At 65.5% G+C, this 17644-nt stretch carries 13 protein-coding genes and 8 tRNA genes; 13 read left to right on the top strand and 8 right to left on the bottom strand.

The genetic code is table 11. The features are described from left to right. Nucleotides 1-9 precede the first annotated feature (9 nt). Both HKW67_RS03580 and HKW67_RS03585 read right to left on the bottom strand, forming a co-directional pair. Nucleotides 10-2787 (bottom strand): ABC transporter permease, encoded by a 2778-nt coding sequence (locus tag HKW67_RS03580; protein ID WP_171224090.1) that lies wholly within the window; start codon nt 2785-2787, stop codon nt 10-12. Next, on the bottom strand, nt 2784-3479 hold the full coding sequence (locus tag HKW67_RS03585) for an ABC transporter ATP-binding protein (protein ID WP_206044592.1): 696 nt from the start codon (nt 3477-3479) through the stop codon (nt 2784-2786). The genes HKW67_RS03580 and HKW67_RS03585 overlap by 4 nt, the downstream gene beginning before the upstream one ends. A gap of 172 nt (nt 3480-3651) precedes the next feature. Between HKW67_RS03585 and HKW67_RS03590 the strand changes: the two genes are divergently transcribed. From HKW67_RS03590 to HKW67_RS03640, 11 genes are all read left to right on the top strand, one after another. After that, nucleotides 3652-4230 carry an arylesterase gene (locus tag HKW67_RS03590; RefSeq protein WP_171224092.1) on the top strand — a complete coding sequence of 193 codons (579 nt, stop codon included), beginning with the start codon at nt 3652-3654 and terminating at the stop codon, nt 4228-4230. Between the two features lie 43 nt (nt 4231-4273). Further along, nucleotides 4274-4873, top strand: coding sequence for a heme NO-binding domain-containing protein (locus HKW67_RS03595; protein WP_171224093.1), 600 nt, complete (start codon nt 4274-4276; stop codon nt 4871-4873). Between the two features lie 180 nt (nt 4874-5053). Beyond that, complete coding sequence (gene efp / locus HKW67_RS03600) at nt 5054-5620, top strand: elongation factor P (protein ID WP_171224094.1); 567 nt, start codon at nt 5054-5056, stop codon at nt 5618-5620. A gap of 166 nt (nt 5621-5786) precedes the next feature. Continuing rightward, nucleotides 5787-5860, top strand: a tRNA-His gene (locus HKW67_RS03605). A 41-nt stretch (nt 5861-5901) separates the two neighbouring features. Beyond that, nucleotides 5902-5974, top strand: a tRNA-Trp gene (locus HKW67_RS03610). Nucleotides 5975-6158: 184 nt separating this feature from the next. Then, a tRNA-Glu gene (locus HKW67_RS03615) sits at nt 6159-6231 on the top strand. 30 nt (nt 6232-6261) lie between these two features. Then, nucleotides 6262-6333, top strand: a tRNA-Glu gene (locus HKW67_RS03620). Between the two features lie 43 nt (nt 6334-6376). Further along, nucleotides 6377-6451, top strand: a tRNA-Asp gene (locus HKW67_RS03625). Between the two features lie 76 nt (nt 6452-6527). Then, nucleotides 6528-6609: transfer RNA gene (locus HKW67_RS03630), tRNA-Leu, on the top strand. A gap of 49 nt (nt 6610-6658) precedes the next feature. After that, a tRNA-Thr gene (locus tag HKW67_RS03635) sits at nt 6659-6730 on the top strand. Between the two features lie 135 nt (nt 6731-6865). Continuing rightward, nucleotides 6866-8176, top strand: a complete 1311-nt coding sequence (locus tag HKW67_RS03640) for a spinster family MFS transporter (protein ID WP_171224095.1) — start codon at nt 6866-6868, stop codon at nt 8174-8176. Between the two features lie 30 nt (nt 8177-8206). Here the strand turns inward: HKW67_RS03640 and HKW67_RS03645 are convergent, their stop codons facing one another. The 5 genes from HKW67_RS03645 to HKW67_RS03665 form a co-directional block, all read right to left on the bottom strand. Then, nucleotides 8207-9976 (bottom strand): M14 family zinc carboxypeptidase, encoded by a 1770-nt coding sequence (locus HKW67_RS03645; protein ID WP_171224096.1) that lies wholly within the window; start codon nt 9974-9976, stop codon nt 8207-8209. After that, complete coding sequence (locus tag HKW67_RS03650; protein ID WP_171224097.1) at nt 9973-10542, bottom strand: DUF6805 domain-containing protein; 570 nt, start codon at nt 10540-10542, stop codon at nt 9973-9975. The genes HKW67_RS03645 and HKW67_RS03650 overlap by 4 nt, the downstream gene beginning before the upstream one ends. After that, on the bottom strand, nt 10539-11438 hold the full coding sequence (locus HKW67_RS03655; RefSeq protein WP_171224098.1) for a 5'-3' exonuclease: 900 nt from the start codon (nt 11436-11438) through the stop codon (nt 10539-10541). Before HKW67_RS03655 ends, HKW67_RS03650 begins: the two co-directional genes overlap by 4 nt. Before the next feature lie 148 nt (nt 11439-11586). Then, complete coding sequence (locus tag HKW67_RS03660; RefSeq protein WP_171224099.1) at nt 11587-12843, bottom strand: alpha/beta hydrolase-fold protein; 1257 nt, start codon at nt 12841-12843, stop codon at nt 11587-11589. A gap of 157 nt (nt 12844-13000) precedes the next feature. Then, a complete protein-coding gene (locus tag HKW67_RS03665; RefSeq protein ID WP_171224100.1) occupies nt 13001-14122 on the bottom strand; it encodes a sensor histidine kinase in 1122 nt (373 codons plus the stop codon). A gap of 166 nt (nt 14123-14288) precedes the next feature. Between HKW67_RS03665 and HKW67_RS03670 the strand changes: the two genes are divergently transcribed. Continuing rightward, nucleotides 14289-14361: transfer RNA gene (locus HKW67_RS03670), tRNA-Gly, on the top strand. Nucleotides 14362-14443: 82 nt separating this feature from the next. Here HKW67_RS03670 and HKW67_RS03675 read toward each other — a convergent pair. Further along, entirely contained in the window at nt 14444-15445 is a 1002-nt protein-coding gene (locus tag HKW67_RS03675; RefSeq protein WP_171224101.1) for a glycoside hydrolase family 26 protein, read from the bottom strand. Between the two features lie 272 nt (nt 15446-15717). Here HKW67_RS03675 and HKW67_RS03680 point away from each other — a divergent pair, with 272 nt between their 5' ends. Further along, nucleotides 15718-17628 (top strand): ATP-dependent metallopeptidase FtsH/Yme1/Tma family protein, encoded by a 1911-nt coding sequence (locus HKW67_RS03680; protein WP_171224102.1) that lies wholly within the window; start codon nt 15718-15720, stop codon nt 17626-17628. Nucleotides 17629-17644 lie beyond the last annotated feature (16 nt).

Genomic DNA, 17644 nt, shown 5'->3' on the forward strand with positions numbered 1-17644 from the left:
CTTCCTTCGTCAGGCTTCGCGGATCGCCGCCATCGGTGTTTCCTTGTAGACATCGCGACTGGTCAGCAATCCGATCGCCATGGTCAGCAGCAGCATGCCCGCGGCGATCACGAACGTCGGGCCGACGGCGGGATCGAACGGATCCTTGAACACGAATCGCGTGAGGCCCCACGCGCCGGCGAACGCCAGCAGCATGCCGGTGAGCGCCCCGAGCGCCCCGAGAGCGCCGTACTCCGCCAGCAGCACCCGCGCGACCTGCGCCCGTGACGCCCCCAGCGTGCGAAGCAGCACACCTTCGCGTAACCGGGCGCGCCGCGTGGCCGCCACGGCGCTGAAGAGCACCGGGATGCCCATGGCCAACGAGAACAAGCCGAGGAATCGGATCGCGAGCGTGACCTTGTCCACGATGGCCCCGATCGTCTGACGCACCAGCGTCAGATCGACGCTCGAAATGTTCGGGAAACGTCGCACGATATCGCGCTGCACGGCCGCGATCGCCGGTCCCGCCGGCACATTGGCGACCACGACGAACTGTTGTGGTGCGCGACGCAGCGCCTCGGGCGCGAACACGACGAAGAAGTTCGCCTCGAAGCGTGCCCAGTTCACCGTACGAAAGCTGGTCACGATCGTGGTGACCGGCACACCCTGCACATTCCAGGTGACGGTGTCCCCGAGCGCCACGCCAAGATCGGTGGCGAGGTCGCGCTCGAAGGAGACTTCGAACGGTGCCTCCGGATTCGCGGCGCGCGACTTCGCGCGCGCGGCCGAATCGGCAAACCACTTACCGGCCACCAGCGTTTCGGAGCCCACGATCGAATCGCGATACGTGCTACGATACTCGCGGCGCAGCGCCCACCCGGCGCGTCGCGCGCTCGTGTCGGCCATCAGCGACGACACGCTGCGTCCATTGAGCGCATCGATCCGCATGGTCACGATCGGCGTCTGTTGTACGACGGGATGCTGCCGCGCGCGCAGCAGTGAGTCGAGTGGTGCCGCCTGGTCATCCTGCACGTCGAAGAAGAGCAGGTTGCCGGCCGAGCCCGCCGACGTGGCTTGCACGCGACTGAGCAGATTCGCCTGTACGAGATACACGGTGCTGAGCAGAAACGCACCGAATCCCAGCGCGAGCGTAACCGCGCGCGTCTGATTGGCGGGGCGGTGCAGATTGGCGATGCCCTGCCGGAGCTCGAACGGCCACGACGGGCGCGTGCTGCGACGTGCTGCGGCAATGAGCAGCGTCGCGGCGACCCAGAGTACCAGGACCGCCCCACCGATCGCCGCGCTGATGTACAGCCCCTGTCGCACACTGCCGATGCGCGACACCACGATGCCGATGATGCTGCCGACCAACAGTGCATCGACCGTCAGGCGCGCCGGATCGTTCCACTCGCGCGGCAACGCCGTGTTGTCCATTTCGCGGCGAATCGCCTGCAACGGCGACACGCGTCGCAGGGCGAGCAGCGGCCGCATCGCGAACACGAGCGACACCCAGACGCCGGTGGCGAGGCCCAGGATCAGCGGCCGCGGTTCGAGCGCGAGTTCGACATCGATCGGCAGAAAATCCGACACGACACCCGGCAGCAAGAACTGCACAGCCACGCCGAGCAGCGTACCGGCGATGGCGCCGACGAGGCCCATGGCGGCCGACTGCACGACGTACAACGCCAACACCTGACGACTGGTGGCGCCGAGGCATCGCAGTACGGCCACGGTATCGATCTTGGCCGACACAAAGGCGTTGACGCCACTCGCGACGCCAATGCCGCCGAGCAGAAGGGCAATGAGTCCGATGATGCTGAGAAAATCCGCCAGTCGGGCGACCGACTCGGTGAAATCGCGCTCGGTATCGGCTACGGTGCGTATGCGCACACGGGTGCGCACAGCGCCCGACACGAGTCCCGAGGCGGAATCCGATGCCGGCTCGGCTGCCTTCGTTAGGGAATCGGTAGTCGCCTTGGTCACTGCGGCCGCCGCCGTGGCGGCCGAGTCGGCCGCCGGAGGTTCGTCTTCGCCCCCCGGGCCGCGGCGTTCTTCTCCGCGAGCTTCCTGCGCTTCCTGCAGCGCAGCCGCTCTCGGGTCGATCCGGCGACGAAGATCACGCGCCATCGTTTTCGCGGCGACTGGTGTCGCCAGCGACGCGGGCAGCTTGAGCACCACGTCGTACTCGGCGCGACTCCCGAACTTGAGCAACGCCGTCGCGTCGAGCCACTTGTCGGACAGGTACACCCGCGGGCCGATCACCGCCGTAATGCCGGCGTCGCCAGGCACGTTTCCGAGTGTACCGGCGATGGCGAACATCTTTTGGCCGAGTCGCAGCGAATCACCGACGCTGGCATCGAGCGCAACCAGCAGTGACGGATCGACGAACACGATCGACTCGTTGTGCACGCGTGACCACGCGTTGGCGGGAATCGTTTCGATTTCGCCGTAGAACGGATATCCGGCCGAGACGGCGCGCACCTGCACGAGTCGCGTGCCACCGGAAGGTTCGGCCAGTGCCATGCTCGCGAAGGTCGTGACGCGCGCCGTGGCGATCTTGTCGTTGCGCAGCGAATCGAGCAGCGTATCGACCACGGCGGGGAAGGCGGCGCGCGCTTGCAGCGCCATGTCACCGCCGAGCAGCGTGCGCGACTGTTCGCGAATGGAGCGCGTCACGTTGCCGGCGAACGAGTCGATCGCCACGAGCGCGGCGACACCGAACGCGATGGACGACATGTAGAGCGCCAGCCGACGACGCGCCGTTCGACTCTCCCGCCAGGCCAGACGGAGTAGGGCCTGTGTCCTCATGAGGCGGACGGCTCGTGTCTGATGTCTTCCACGACGGCGCCGTCGCGCAACCGGATCGTGCGTTGGGTCCGGGCGGCCAGCGTGATGTCGTGCGTGACGAGCACGATGGTGCATCCGCGCTCGCGATTCAGGGCCTGCAGCAACTCGACGATGCGCTCGCCGGTCGTGCCGTCGAGATTCCCGGTGGGTTCGTCGGCGAAGAGAATGCGTGGCTCGTTCACGAACGCGCGGGCGAGCGCTACGCGCTGCTGCTCGCCGCCCGACAGCTGCTGTGGAAAATGGTGCGTGCGATCGCCGAGGCCCACGCGCGCCAGCAGGTCACGGGCGCGGGTCGTGGCTTCCTTGGCGGAGACCGCTCCGGAGAGCTCGAGCGGCACCTGCACGTTCTCGAGCGCCGTGAGCGTGGGAATCAACTGGAAGCTCTGGAAGACAAATCCGACCTTCTCACCACGCAGTTTGGCACGGCGATCTTCGTCAAGACTTCCGAATTCTTCGCCGTCGAGCGACACTGTGCCCTGTGACGGGGTATCAAGCCCGGCGAGCAGACCGAGCAGCGTGGTCTTGCCGCTGCCGGACGGCCCGACGATCGAGACGAACGCGCCCTGGGGCACGTCGAACGACACGTCGCGCAACACCGTGAGGCGCTGCGTGCCACTCTGGTATTCCTTGGTCAATCCACGGGCAACGAGCATGCGATTGGAACGGAAGAAGAAGATCGGGCGCTGGGCGGCGGGTGCGGTACTCGCGGCCCTCATGGCAATGGGAGCTGCCTGTGGCACCAACGGCGAATCGGGTCGTTCGGATTCAGCCGTCGGCGCATCGGCGTCGGCTGAAAGAACCGGGGGAAACGCCCCCGAAGCAACTGTGGCGACTCGATCCGCCCGCGTGGTGCTGCTCGGTACGAGTCTTACTGCCGGGCTGGGGCTCGATCCCGAGAAGGCCTACCCGGCGCTGCTTCAGCAAAAGGCCGATTCCGCCGGCTACGCGGTGCGGATCGTGAACGCTGGGCTGAGTGGCGAGACGTCGGCCGGCGCTTTGCGTAGAGCAGGGTGGGTGCTCGATCAGCCGGCGGCGTTGGTGGTGCTCGAGGTGGGGGCGAACGACGGATTGCGGGGCGTGGATCCCGACTCGACGTATGCCAACATCGTGGCGCTGGTGAAGGTGGTGCGCACCCAGCGGCCCGAGGCCGATGTGGCGCTCGTCCAGATGGAAGCGCCAACGAATCTGGGCGGGAGCTACACCACGCGCTTTCACGAGGCCTACCCGCGTGCCGCCAAGGTCACGGGGGTAACGCTGCTCCCGTTCTTGCTGGAAGGGGTGGCTGGCGATGCACGGCTCAACCAGGCGGACGGCATTCATCCGAATCCGGAAGGTTCGAAGCGAGTGGCCGAGACGGTATGGCGCGGCTTGTCACCGCTGCTGGCGAAGGTGTCCCGCCGCTGACGGCTCTGCCGATCAGTGGTGATTTCTCGAGCTGATCAGGACCATGCGTTCCATACTAGTTTTGCTGGAAGACATCGTGCGGTTGGAGTTCGGCCCCGGGGAGCTGGCGTCGGTGCGCGCCGAGGCCTCAACGCAGGTCGGTGACGCCGACTCCGGATCGGGTTCGTCCGCGCGCGTCTCGGCCTTCGTGCGCGCCCTCTGTCAGGTACGTCGTCGGCCCCTGCCCGAGGTGTACGCGTTTGTCGGTATGCAGCTCGCCCCGTCGGTCGTGAAAGATTTTCCGATGGTGACGCGCGACCGGCAGTCCACGCGACTGGTGCTGCTGCAGATCAACCAGTTGGCGCCGGCCGTGTTGGATGCATTGGTGCCTGGGGTGGAGGTGCCGGCGTTCGATGTGGAGTTGATCGATGCCGAGACGGTGCGGGTGAGTTTCACCGGTACGACGGAAATGGCGTCGCTGCTGGAGGGCGCCGTCCGCGGGTTGGGCCAGCATTTCGGTGAGCGGGTAGAGCCGACGCGCGCGAGTCCTCCGTCCTACGCGCCGAATCGGCGTTTGATCGACATCAAGATCACGCCGGATCGCCGCACTGACGACGTCCCCTCACCGACCGGCGTTGATCGACGGAAGTTCTTCTCGTTCTAGTCGGCCTCCGATCCGTCAGGGGTCCCTTCCGGTGATGAGACTGGCTGGTTATTTTTCGAGGCTGTGCAGTCTTGGCTCATCGGTGCGGTTCGGATCGGTGGGTGGGAACGGCGCAACATTCCAGCTGCTATCCTGCGGGGGGTCTCCCCCCGATGTCCCCTGTTCGAAGGTGTCGTTCGCATGGCCTTTTCTGCGACCCAGATCCGACGTGGCATGGTCCTCGTGTTCGAGGGCGATCCGTGCCGAGTCGTCGAGTTCCGTCACCACACGCCGGGTAACCTGCGTGCCATGGTGCAGGCGAAGCTGAAGAACCTGCGGACGGGTTCGAACTTCGAGCATCGATTCCGCGCCGCGGACACGATCGTGAAGGCGGACATGGAAACGCAGGAACTGGAATTCATGTACCAGGGCGGCGACGTGTTTCACTTCATGAACATCGCGAACTACGATCAGATCGAGATGGACGAAGAGGCGCTGGGAGATTCGGCTCCGTGGATGCAGCCGGGCATGAAGATTCTGGCCGAGTACTACAACGGCCGTCCGATCGGCATCGAGCTGCCGAACTCGCTGATCTTCGAGATCGTCGAAACCGCGCCGGTCGTGCGTGGCGCCACCAAGACGGCCTCGTCCAAGCCGGCGAAGCTGTCGAACGGTGTGACGGTGAACGTGCCGGAGTTCGTCGAAGAGGGGACGCGCGTCCGTGTGAACCCGACGACGGGCGAGTATCTGGAGCGCGCGAAGGACTGAGTCGTCGGCGGATTGAAAAAGTCGGGGCCAAGAATCGCTGCCCCGCTTGCAATCGGTCTTTCGTCTGGTTACAGTTTGCGTCTCCCGTCGGTTGTCATCCTTGGTGATGACCGAGCAGATGTCGGGGTTCGAGCGCGATGGGTGCAAGCACACGCGTTCGTCGATGGTGGCCGTAGCTCAATTGGTTAGAGCACCGGATTGTGATTCCGGGGGTTGCGGGTTCAATTCCCGTCGGTCACCCTGGTCGCACTGTAAGCGCCGGTGAGCCACGGCGCTTCAGGAGGTCCGTAGCTCAATTGGTAGAGCACCGGTCTCCAAAACCGGCGGTTGGGGGTTCGATTCCCTCCGGGCCTGTTGCTGAGTATGGTGTATCAGCGTCGGGTGTAGGGCGGGCGCCGAAGGGCGTTCGGTAGCAAGGATAGTTCCGCCGTGGCCTCGCGCCTCGGTAGAGCGCTCGGAAACTGGAGTGATCGCGACCAGCGATCACGACTGGAAATGAAAGATCCGCCGTGGCTTCCCGCCGCAGGCGGAACGCCACGGCGGTATCGTCTAGGGGACTAGGACACAGCCCTCTCAAGGCTGGAACACGGGTTCGAATCCCGTTACCGCTACTGAAGATGCTGTTGCAGGACGTAGACTCTGGCTCCATCGTCTATCGGTTAGGACACGACCCTTTCAAGGTTGAGAGACGGGTTCGATTCCCGTTGGAGCTATCAGCTCCCTCTGGAGCTGGCTGATGCAGGTGCAGGTGTTGTTGGGGGCGTAGCTCAGTTTGGTTAGAGCACTCGACTGTCACTCGAGAGGTCGCGGGTTCGAGCCCCGTCGCTCCCGTTGTTCCGCGGATGTTTGGGATGCAGGTGCTGGTGGAGTTTCCGCGAACACAGATGCAGTGCTGCAGGTGTTGTACGCCCTCGTGGTGGAATTGGTAGACACGCTACTTTGAGGTGGTAGTGCTTAACGGCGTCGCGGTTCGAGTCCGCGCGAGGGCACTGTTTACCGCTGGATAGCACGACACGGCACCTCACCGTGAGATCGAACGCCACAGTAGCTCAGTGGTAGAGCACCCGATTCGTAATCGGGCGGTCATCGGTTCAATCCCGATCTGTGGCTCTGGTTGGTTCAGAGCAGATTCATAGCAGCAACATCGAAGCGGCCCCCGATCACTCGGGGGCCGTTTCGCGTTTGCGGCGTATTGGCACCATTGGCACAGCTGTGCACACGCGCTCGACCATGCACATTCCCGACATGGCCACTCCGTCGACGCAATCGCCCGCGAATGCCCCCGTCAATCCCGCGGAGCAAGGCTCGCGCTATCGCTACGTCGTGCTCGCGATGCTCGTACTTGCCTACACGTTCAACTTTCTTGATCGCCAGATCCTCGGCATTCTCAAGGAACCGATCAAGAAGGAGCTCGGGCTCACCGACACACAGCTCGGGCTGATGGGTGGGCTCGCCTTCGCGATGCTCTACTCCACGTTGGCGGTGCCGATTGCGTGGCTCGCCGATCGGGCCAGTCGCACTTGGATCATGACGGCGGCGCTGGGCCTCTGGAGCGCGTTCACGATGGCCTGTGGCTTCGCGACTGGCTTCTGGTCGTTGTTCCTGGCGCGCGTCGGCGTGGGCTTCGGTGAAGCCGGTGGGGTGGCACCGGCCTATTCGCTCGTCAGCGACTACTTCCCGAAGGAGCAGCGCGCCCGGGCGCTCGCTGCGTACTCGTTCGGGATTCCCGTGGGATCCGCGCTCGGCATTCTCTTCGGCGGCCTCATCGCTGCGTCGATCAGCTGGCGCGTGGCGTTCTTCATCGTCGGCGGCGCTGGCGTGCTGTTGGCGCCGATTTTCAAGCTCGTCGTGAAGGATCCGGTGCGCGGTGGGCTCGACGGCGCCACCGCCGCCGCGCCGTCGATCGCGCCACCGTTCTCGAACGTGGTGGCGACCGTGTTGCCGAAGCCGACCTTCTGGCTGCTCGCACTCGGGGCCGCCTGCTCGTCGGTGTGCGGATACGGCGTGGCCTTCTGGCTGCCAAGCTTCTTCATCCGCAGTCTCGGCCTCACCTTGGTGCAGACCTCGTGGTACTACGGCGGGATCAACCTGATCGGTGGCGTGGCCGGCATCTGGCTGGGCGGTGCGTTCGCCGACCGCTTCGCGAAGAAGAACCGCGCCGCGTACGCCCTCACGCCGGCCGTGTGCTTTCTGGTGGCGCTCCCATTTGCCTACGCCGCCATGAACACGACGTCGCTGGTGTGGGCCTTCGTGCTGTTCCTGGTGCCCACTGGTCTCAATCTCGCGTGGCTCGGGCCGGTCATCGGCGCGGTGCAACACCTCGCGCCGGCGAACATGCGCACCACAACCAATTCGCTCTTTTTGTTGATCAACAATCTGCTGGGCATCGCGGTGGGCCTCTGGATCTTCGGCTACCTGTCAGACCTGCTCGCGCCGCGCTACGGCACCGAGTCGATGCGCTACGCGCTCTACTACGGCGCCGGCTTCTACGTGATGGCGTCGCTGCTGCTCTGGTTGGCGTCGCGGCGTCTGGCTGCCGACTGGGTCGAGGCGTAAACGGCGCGACGCCGAGGCCGTGATCGGTCGTTACCTCACCGCGTTCATCGAGCGCAGCACGGGGAAGTACGCCGGTGCCGGCGACTGACCCAGTACGGCGTCGAGCAGGTTCCACCACATGAAGCCGTCGTCGGAGCGCGGGTCCATCAGGATGAACGTCAGGCGCGCCAACGGCTGATCCATCGGAATCACCAGAGAGCCGGCCGGCAACGTCTGCTCGGTCGCTTCCCACGCGCCGGTGAGCGTGCGCCCCTTGTGCGTGCCTTGGTACTCGCGTGTCTCCAGCGTATTGGTCGCGATCTTGAAGCGGTCACCGCTGAACGGCTGGTCAGCCGTCGTCACGCTGTAGCGAATGCCGTGGGCCTCGAGTCGATCGATCACCGTGGCCATCATGCGCTGCGTCGGTGTGCCGGCCGCTCCACCGCGTGTGCCGCCGACTCCACCAGGCGCGGGTGCCGGCGCTGCCGCTGCGGTGGGTGCCGCCGTCATGGGCACGACCCACGCTCGCGGTGCCAGAGTCGTCTCGGTGGGCTCGGCGGTGCCGTAGAACGGCAGCATTTCGCTCGTCACGTTGGCGTCGCCCAAGCCATCGGGACGCAAGCGATACGGACGGTCGGCGACATACGGATTGCGCACCGAGATGGTGGGCGCGAACACGATCTTCTGCAGTGCCGGTGCCTTCACCAACTGCTGACGCACGGCAAGCTGCTGGCCGATGATCGACTCGGCGTTGGCCTTGGCGACCACGTCGCGCACCGTCTCGCCGTGCGATGCCACGTAGCCGAGCGACTCCTCGAGGAACCAGTACGTCTCGGTGATGCGCGTCTTGAACGACGCGTACGAGTAGGTCTCGGTGAGCAGACCGAGGATATTGCGCACACCGTAATACGTGGACGTGTAGCGCGGCTTCGCGAGCTCGGCGTCGGAACGCCAGGCGCGTTGATCGCCGGTGCCCGACACGCCGCCGTAGTAGAACCAGTCGGAGCCGTGTTTCGCCTTCACGTTCTTCGTGATCTCCGGCAGCAATACGTCGCGCAGCAGGCTCATTTGCGCCTTCGAGTTGTTCGGATTGAGCGAGGTCTCGTACGTCATGTTGAACCCGCTGGTGGAGCTCCCGTCAGTGGTGTGCAGATCCATCGCCACGTGCGGCTGATAGCGTGTGAGCAGCGACGCCATCGAACGCGCTTCGGCGGTTTCCATCTTGGTCCCGTCGCGATTGAGATCGAGGCCCAACGCATTCTCACGCGTGCCCATGCCACCCACCGGGCCCGCCTGCGATCCGCGGTTGGTGACCGCCACGCGTTCATTGCCGTCGGCGTTGTAGATCGGGTTGATCAGCAGCACGGTGGTCTTGAGCCACGCATTGCGCTCGCCCTTCGCGATGGAGCGCAGCAACCAGAGCAGCGCTTCCTTTCCTTCCACTTCACCCGCGTGAATGTTGCCCTGGATGTACACACGGGTCTTGTTGGTCGCGAGCACCTGCGCCGCGGTGGCGCCGGGCGCGCCGATCACGGCGAGCGGCAGCGGCCGTCCTTCGGTGGTGTAGCCGTAGGTGGTGAGATGAATATTCGGATTCACCGCCGCCATCTGCTTCATGTACGCGATGACCTCGTCGTACCGGCTCGTCTCGGCGAAGTCGGTACGCTCAGGTCGCGTGAGCCACTGCGCACCGCCGGTCGCCTTGGTCGCGGTCGCCTTGGCAGGGCCTTGAGCGGCGAGGGCGCGCCCGTCGAGCAGCGCAACGGCAGAGGCGAGGGCGCACAGCGCGCGCGTGGCACGCGAAACGGACAACGGCTTCATCGGACGACTCCAGGGGGAGAGAACATCGGGGTCTGGTGCTGTTGAACGACGGCGAAGGGGGCCACTTCGTTGTGGTCCTGAATCGTGCGGAGCTCGTGCAGCCGCGGTGTGGGGCCGCCGCGCGCGCGCAGCACCACGGCAATGCTGGTCTTGCCCTTCGTCACCGCGTACGGCACGAGGATTTCGACGACGGTGGGCGTAGCGCCTGCCGCCGCGTAGTGCCTGGAGGCGATGAGACTATCCTCCACGACTAGATCGTAGTCGCCCGAGGTGGTGCTCAGGAACGTGCAGGCGATCGTGACGTCCGTATCGTCGAAGGTCGTGAGGGCGTATCGGATCCAGTCGCGAGCCTGCCGGAAGGCGCGGCCGTCGGCCGTGCCGGTGGTGTCCTCATGCGCCGCGTATCCGTGCATCGCTTCACTGCTGGCGTTGCCGGCCTCTACGCGGTCCACCACGCGGCGATCGCGGGCCGAGAAGGGGTTGGCCGACGCGGCCGTCGCGCAGGCCCCCAGAAGGGCTGCCAGGGCCGCCGCGCGGCGGAGCCGGGTGGGTACGTGCGCCGTCATTCTTCGGGAAATGGCACGACATCGAGCCCGGGGCCGGCCGCAGTACGCGACACCGGACCGTCGGTGCTGCCGGCCGCCACGCCGGCACGCGCCTGTGAACCACCGGGCCAGGCGATGGCACTCAAGGCGCATCGCGCGAGATCTATCTCGGGCAGCGGCACATCCTGACGGATTGTGGTGAGCTGCAGCATCAGTCGTAGGTGCTCGTGCTGCCCGGCCAGCTTCGCGGTGTCGTCACGATGACTCACGAACTCGCTGGCCTCGAGGGCCTTCTCGATGGACTGCCAGCGTCGCAGCAGCTTCACCGCGGTGCCTTTCCCCACGCTCTTCACGCCGGGAATGTCGTCGCCCTCTTCGCCGCACAGCGCCTTGAAGGCCGGCAGGTTGGGGGGAAGCACTCCGAACTTGGCCAACACTTCGGCGGCACTCCACGGCTTGATCCGCATGCCGTTCGGTCCTTTTCCGGCACCCACATACGTCGCCACATCGACGCCTTCCGACACGAACTGGAGCAGGTCGGAGTCGTTCGACAGCACGGTTACCCGTGCCTCATCGCGGAAGCGCGCCATGAGCGAGGCCACGCTGTCATCGCCTTCGAACGACGCGACACTCACACTGGCGATGCCGGTCGCTTCCACGCCTTCGCGGATGGGGGTGATGCGGGTGCGCATCGAGCCGGTGCGCCGGTGCTTGTACGTGGGGAACAGGGCATGCCGAAAGGTCGGCCCTTCGTGGTCCCAGGCGGCCACCAGGTGCGTGGCGGCGATATCCATCGCCGCGCCCCGCGCCATCTGGCACCAGAGACGCACGCCGTTCGTGACATCGCCGGCTGCCACGTGAGCAGCGCGGCCGGCCAATGATTGGGCGTCGACGATGAGAAGGTGCGGCAAAGTCATCGGGACAATTTAGCCACGGGCCGGCTCGACGAACGGCGCTTGGAGATACGTCACGCGTCAGAGGTCGCATGACGACGGCCAGCTCCGAGGGCGGGGAGTTTCTCTCTCCCCGCCCTCGTTTCGCACGCCCAGGCGCCTGCGCCGTGGACTACGGGGCCGGTTTCACACCGCTGGTGACCCACGCGGTGAGATCGCCGAAGGCATCGGAGATTTCCGCCGCGTTGACCTTGCAGTGGCCATAGCGATTGATCAAGCGCTGCGACAGAAAATCGGTGGCGCCGGCGGCCGTGACGGCATTTAGCAGTTCGGACTCATGCTGCACCGGCACGGCCGGATCGTACGCGTTGTGCACCGTGAGCACCGGAATGCGTAGGTCTCCCGATGGTGTGAAATTGTGCGACAGATACTGCTCGGCCGCCGGATCGATGGTATAGCGCGTGACGGTCGCGTTGGCCAGCTGCAGCAAGGGCGTGAGCGCGGCCGCCGGAAGCAGCGGCGTGCCGACGCTATACACGGTCGTCGCATTGTCGAAGGGGGAGAAGCCGTGCGTCAGCTCCACGATGTTGTTGATGCCGCGCGCGTGAAAGGATACGCCGGTGATCAGCGACTCGAGGAGGCTCGGGAAGAAATTCGCGGGATCGACGGGCAGCGGCGTTTGCGCCGTGCTGGCCATCGCCAGCAGTTTGGCCTGGTTGGCCGGACTCGGCGCGATGGTGCCGATGATCGTCATCGGATTGATGACGGTGTTGGCCGGCACGCCGAGCACGTTGCCGGGCAGCATGCCGGGGAAGTACGCATCAGCCAGGGCACGTACGTGCCCGAGATACTGCGTCTGGACACGCGACCCGCCGACCATTCCGCACACGAGCAGCGCGCCGTCATACTGCGACGCGTACTGCTCGGCGAGCGTGAGCGCGACGCCGCCGCCCAGTGAATATCCGATCAGATAGTTTTTCGTCGGTGTGGCCGGGAGGTTCGACGCGAGCAGGCCCCGCAATTGGTGCGTGCGCTGCGCGCCGTCCTTCACGACGAAGCCATTCTCGGAATAACTCGAGTAGGCAACGGCGTATCCGAGTGCGCCCAGCGCTTCCCGCGTCGCGTAGAGTCCGTCCTGATCACGGAGATCGACGGGCGTGGAGACATCGCGGAAGCCGTGCGCGACCGTGACGGTCTGACCATTCCAGGCGGTGGGCACGTACATGGCGTACAGGGCGCCAGGGCCGGTGCTGCCCTCGACGATGCGCGCCCATGGGCCGTACGCCGGCGGTCCGGCGGTCTTCTCGAGGGCGGGTGAGGCGGTGACGGCCGTTGATGGCGCGACGATCCCGTCGCTGCACGCGGCAAGCATGACAACTGCGGCGCTCGCGACGACGGCGAGCACGGAACGCTGGAAGTGGAGCAACATGGAGACATCTCCCGGGCACACGCCCAATTAGGTAGTGCTGCATCGCACACTGTGCGTGCCTCTACCTTCTGGCGTGCGGGAGGGCCACGGTATCCGTCAGATGACGTACACGCGGTCGCCGAATCCTCGATACGCGTTTCGCTACACGCTCGATGTCTCAGCGCGGCAGCGTTACGCGGAAGGTCGTACCAGCTTCAATCGACGAGGTGACGTCGATGCGCCCGTTGTGCGCGGACACGATGCGATCGGTGATGTATAGGCCAAGGCCGAGGTGGTGGTCGGCGGAATCCGAGGGCGCGTCGGCGAGCACGCGCTTGAACGGACTGAACAATCCAGCGATGTCGGCGGCGGGAATCACACGACCGAAGTTGCCGACGTCGATGACTACCTGGCGATCGGTCCCATGCGCGCGGATCGACACGGGCAGTGACGAATCCCCGTGATGCACCGCATTGCTGAGCAGATTGGCAAGCACCTGTCGGATTCGCGCGGCGTCCACCGGCGCCCACAGTCCCGCTTCGATCTGCGGCTCGAAGGCCCACTGCGGGTGGGCGGCTTCGATCTCCTCCACGGCGTGCTGGACGAGCGTGCTCAGGTCGGTGGCTTCGGAGGCAATGCCCAGTCCCGCCCCCATACGCGTGCGCGTGAAGTCGAGCAGGTCATCGACCAGTTCGATCATGCGGGTCACACTGCGCGAGGCGCGCGAGACAAGCACGGACTGCGTCGTGTCGCGTGACGGACTGGTGGCCAGGTGATCCGTGACCATGAGCACCGTCTGCAGCGGCGCGCGAAGATCGTGGCTGAGGATCGCGAGAAACAGATCCTTGGACTCGTCGATGCTGCTGGTAAAACGCGTGACCGATTCACCTATGGATTGGTCGACGGACGCGTTGAAGCGCAGGAGATCGTTGATGTCATCGGTGTCGAGCGTCGCGCGGGATGCGGTCCAGAGCCGGAGCACGCTCGCCCGCAGCGCACGGAACTCCGAGACCATCTCTCCGACGCTGAATCCATGGTGTGCGCGCTCGGCTCCGTGCGCCTGGGCCGCCGAGTCGTAGCCCCCCACCGATTCGTCGTGCTCGGCGCGCGCCTTGTGGGCCCCGGTGTCATGCGACTGCGTCCGGTGCAGGTCGGCGACGATGTCGCGGAGCATGCTGGCGGAGTGGTCGCGCAGTGCCGCGCGGTCGAGGTGCTCGGCGCCTTCTCGGGTGCTGGCAAACTCCTCCCAAGCAGCGAGAATGGCGTCGCGGTTGGCTTCGATGAACTCAGGCAGGCGCACGGCGGGACGGGGCAGAGGTGTCACCGGAAGGTAGTACGCTCCAGCTAGACGTCGTATGGATGGGACGAGATCGTGCAGGTGGCGCGGATTGGGGGGCGAGGGCTTTACCCGAGCGGGCCGCGCGGAGTAGCTTCTGGGGTGGGGTGGTCGGAGGCTCGGCCGCGCTGCGGGCGTAATTCAGTTGGTAGAATGCCAGCTTCCCAAGCTGGACGTCGCCGGTTCGAGTCCGGTCGCCCGCTCTGAGATAAGGCAGAGCCCCGCAACGGTTTCCGTTGCGGGGCGTTGCTTTTTCTCCACGTGCTTCGATGGTGCTTTCGTGTCTCACTTCCACGCGAACACTGGATCGCCCACAAACGCCGACCTGAAGGCGGCGAGCGACGACGCACTCGACTCCACGCGCCAGTCTGTTTCTTTGTTCATGTTGAACCACATGAACGCGCGCAGTTGCGGATACGACGTCGCCATGCTCGAGGCGGCAGCCGTGATCCAGGTGGCCTTTGATCCACCGAGCTCCGATGAGGCGAACTCGCCGATCATGAATGGCTTGGTCGGCGCGAGTGTCGTGAGTCGGCCGTAAATTGGCGCGAAGACTTCATCGAACGTCTTCCAACTGCTCCACGTTTGACTCGTGCCCCAGTTGTAGCCGTCGGCGCAGATCCAGTCCACATACGCATCGCCGGGATAGTAGTTCTCGGGTTGATTCCAACTCGCGTTGGGCACCGACTCGTGGTTCACGCACCACGCCCAACTCACGTTTGTCACGTTCTTCGTTTGGAACCGGCCGCGCACATAGCGCCACATGGCAATGAACTGCGCCGGTGACTGTTCGCTGCCGCCGTTTTGCGCACCGCCCCAACCATACCAGTCGCCGTTCATCTCATGACCGAGTCGTACCACGATCGGTCGGCCGTCTGCCTTCGCGTCGGTAGCCCAGCTGTCGATGTACGTGTTGTGCTTGCCGGCTAGGACGTCGGCATAGGTGATCTTTCCGCGGCGATTCTTCATCTCCCACGTGATCACCGGTGTCGAGGCACGGTCGTACGCGCTGGTCACCGCGAAGCCCTGAAAGTTGCTCGACCAATCGGTATACCACATCACGTACGCCGAACGACCACCCACCTTGGTGGTCCACGTGTCCCACGCCTTGAGGCCGAGCTTACCGAGTGGAGAGCTCTCGAGGAACACGCCACTGCCGACACTCCCCGTCGCGGTGCTGCTCGTGATCGCCGATCGCTGAAGGACATCAGGCGCGGCGATGCGCGCCGGGGACTCGCAGGCGGACAGACACACGGTGGCAGCAAAGGCGAGCAACGCAGGACGCATGAGTTCCTCGAGGAGCCGTGGGGGAATCGAAGCGCGAGCGCGAACACTGCCCGGGATCCGCCGGGAAACTATCGCACTCCCTGCGCTGGAACTCCAGCGCCACGCAACCGGCAACGAGTTCGCATCGACGCCAAGCGGGGGCAAATGCCCACGTGCGTTGGCAGTTCGCATGACGAGAGAGGCCACCCGTGTGACGCTCGGTCGACACCGTCGTCGCTCGTGGAGGTCCGCCTTCGTCTGGAGGTCCGCCTCCGTCGCCTACTCCCGAGTTCATGTCGTCATCCGATCTTCGTCGCACCGTCCGTCGTGCCAGCGCGACCGATGCCCGCGCCCGCCGTTCGTCTTGGCGTGAGCTGCTGAGGCCGCAGGGAACGGGACCGACGCGCTACTGGCGTGTGGGGGCGGTCATCACACTTCTGATGGTCGCAAGCACGCTCGGCTGGTATCTCACCGCCCGCGACACGGCGCTTCCACCGACCGTAAGGTACTCCGATGTCGCCGGTGCGATCGCTACCGGCAGCGTGACATCGCTCGAGGTGGGTGAGAGTGGACGCCGCCTTACGGTGACGCTGTCCCCGGGGGCCGTGCTCGCGAATGCACGCGGTGCGACGCGGGTCATCACGCTGGTACCGACGTCGGTCGCACTCGCGGACTTCGAGCGGTGGAGCAGCGCGGGCATCGCGGTATCGGTCCGCCCGGCCGACACGATGTCATCCCCGCAAACGTGGAACGTGCTCGTACCGATCCTCATTGTCCTCGTCGCGGCAGGCACCCTGGTCGGGTGGCAGCGCCGGATGCGCGGCGGCACGTTCGTGGTCGCACCACCAGCCCGACACCTGACGATGTCGGATGTGGGAGGCGCGCGCGAAGCCCGAGCCGACTTGGCAGACGTGGTCGCATTTCTCCGGTCTCCGGAAAAGTTCGAGGCGATGGGTGCGCGATGCCCGAAGGGGGTCCTGCTTGTCGGCCCGCCGGGAACCGGCAAGACGCTGCTCGCACGCGCGGTTGCCGGTGAGGCCGGTGTTCCGGTGATCATCGCGGGCGGATCCGACTTCACGGAGATGTACGTGGGCGTGGGCGCCAGTCGGGTGCGAGCACTCGCCCGTCGTGCCCGCGAGTCCGCGCCGTGCATCATCTTCATCGATGAGTTCGAAGCGCTCGGCGGACGACGCGGCCGACCGAATCGCAGCGGCGAGGAAGAGAACACGTTGAACGCGCTTCTCGTCGAAATGGATGGCATGGCGGGCAACGAAGGCGTGGTGTGGATGGCCGCCACCAACCGCGATGACATGCTCGATCCGGCGGTGCGCCGTCCGGGACGCTTCGATCGGGTGGTCGAGGTTCCACTCCCGACGCTGGCCGATCGGCTTGAGATTCTGCGCATCCATGCCGCGCGCGCGCCACTCAGCCCCAACGTCGACCTGGACGTGATCGCCCGCCTCACGCCCGGCTATTCGGGCGCGGAGTTGGCCAACCTGTTGAACGAGGCGGCATTGGTGGCCGTCCACGCGGGAGCGTCGATGATCACCGGTGCCGACATCGAGCAGGCTCGCGACAAGATCCTGCTGGGTCGCATTCGCGCCGGGGTGGTGATCACGCCGAGTGAGCGGCACGTGATCGCCCTGCACGAAGCGGGTCATGCGGTCGTTGGCATGATCGCCTGTCCGGAAGACCGGCTCCACAAGGTGACCATTCAGGCACGTGGACGCTCACTCGGTGCGGCGCACTTCTCACCGGAAGCGGACAAGCATCTCTACTCGCGTCGCTACCTCGAAGGGGTCATTGCCAAGGCGCTGGGCGGTCGGGCCGCCGAGTTGATCTTCCTCGGTGTGAACGGCGTCACGTCAGGAGCCGCGAGCGACCTGATCCAAGCGACCAGCGTCGCTCGACGCATGGTGGGTGAGATGGGTATGAGCGACCGTGTCGGACTCGTGAGCGCGGATCCGGCGGCGCATGGCGGCGGCGCACCGAGCGCACAGTTGCAGTCGCGAATCGATGACGCAGTGGCCGATCTCGTGAAAGCGCAGGCCGATCGTGCGGAGGCGCTCGTCGGCGCGCATCGGGGTGCTGTGGAAGCGATTGCCGCCGCGTTGCTGGAGCACGAAGTGCTCGACGCCGAAGATGTGATCGCGATTGCGCGTCGGCATGGCGCGCTCGGCGCACGGGAGCTGGTCGCCGCCTGAGCTCTCGGGCTCGAGG

The organism is Gemmatimonas groenlandica, assembly GCF_013004105.1.
In the GTDB taxonomy this organism is placed as follows: domain Bacteria; phylum Gemmatimonadota; class Gemmatimonadetes; order Gemmatimonadales; family Gemmatimonadaceae; genus Gemmatimonas; species Gemmatimonas groenlandica.

What these genes read in the sequence shown, in the direction of transcription:
- HKW67_RS03580 (WP_171224090.1), bottom strand. Translation starts at nt 2,787, where the DNA reads ATGAGGACACAGGCCCTACTCCGTCTGGCCTGGCGGGAGAGTCGAACG.
- HKW67_RS03585 (WP_206044592.1), bottom strand. Translation starts at nt 3,479, where the DNA reads ATGCTCGTTGCCCGTGGATTGACCAAGGAATACCAGAGTGGCACGCAG.
- HKW67_RS03595 (WP_171224093.1), top strand. Translation starts at nt 4,274, where the DNA reads ATGCGTTCCATACTAGTTTTGCTGGAAGACATCGTGCGGTTGGAGTTC.
- efp (WP_171224094.1), top strand. Translation starts at nt 5,054, where the DNA reads ATGGCCTTTTCTGCGACCCAGATCCGACGTGGCATGGTCCTCGTGTTC.
- HKW67_RS03640 (WP_171224095.1), top strand. Translation starts at nt 6,866, where the DNA reads ATGGCCACTCCGTCGACGCAATCGCCCGCGAATGCCCCCGTCAATCCC.
- HKW67_RS03645 (WP_171224096.1), bottom strand. Translation starts at nt 9,976, where the DNA reads ATGAAGCCGTTGTCCGTTTCGCGTGCCACGCGCGCGCTGTGCGCCCTC.
- HKW67_RS03650 (WP_171224097.1), bottom strand. Translation starts at nt 10,542, where the DNA reads ATGACGGCGCACGTACCCACCCGGCTCCGCCGCGCGGCGGCCCTGGCA.
- HKW67_RS03655 (WP_171224098.1), bottom strand. Translation starts at nt 11,438, where the DNA reads ATGACTTTGCCGCACCTTCTCATCGTCGACGCCCAATCATTGGCCGGC.
- HKW67_RS03660 (WP_171224099.1), bottom strand. Translation starts at nt 12,843, where the DNA reads ATGTTGCTCCACTTCCAGCGTTCCGTGCTCGCCGTCGTCGCGAGCGCC.
- HKW67_RS03675 (WP_171224101.1), bottom strand. Translation starts at nt 15,445, where the DNA reads ATGCGTCCTGCGTTGCTCGCCTTTGCTGCCACCGTGTGTCTGTCCGCC.
- HKW67_RS03680 (WP_171224102.1), top strand. Translation starts at nt 15,718, where the DNA reads ATGTCGTCATCCGATCTTCGTCGCACCGTCCGTCGTGCCAGCGCGACC.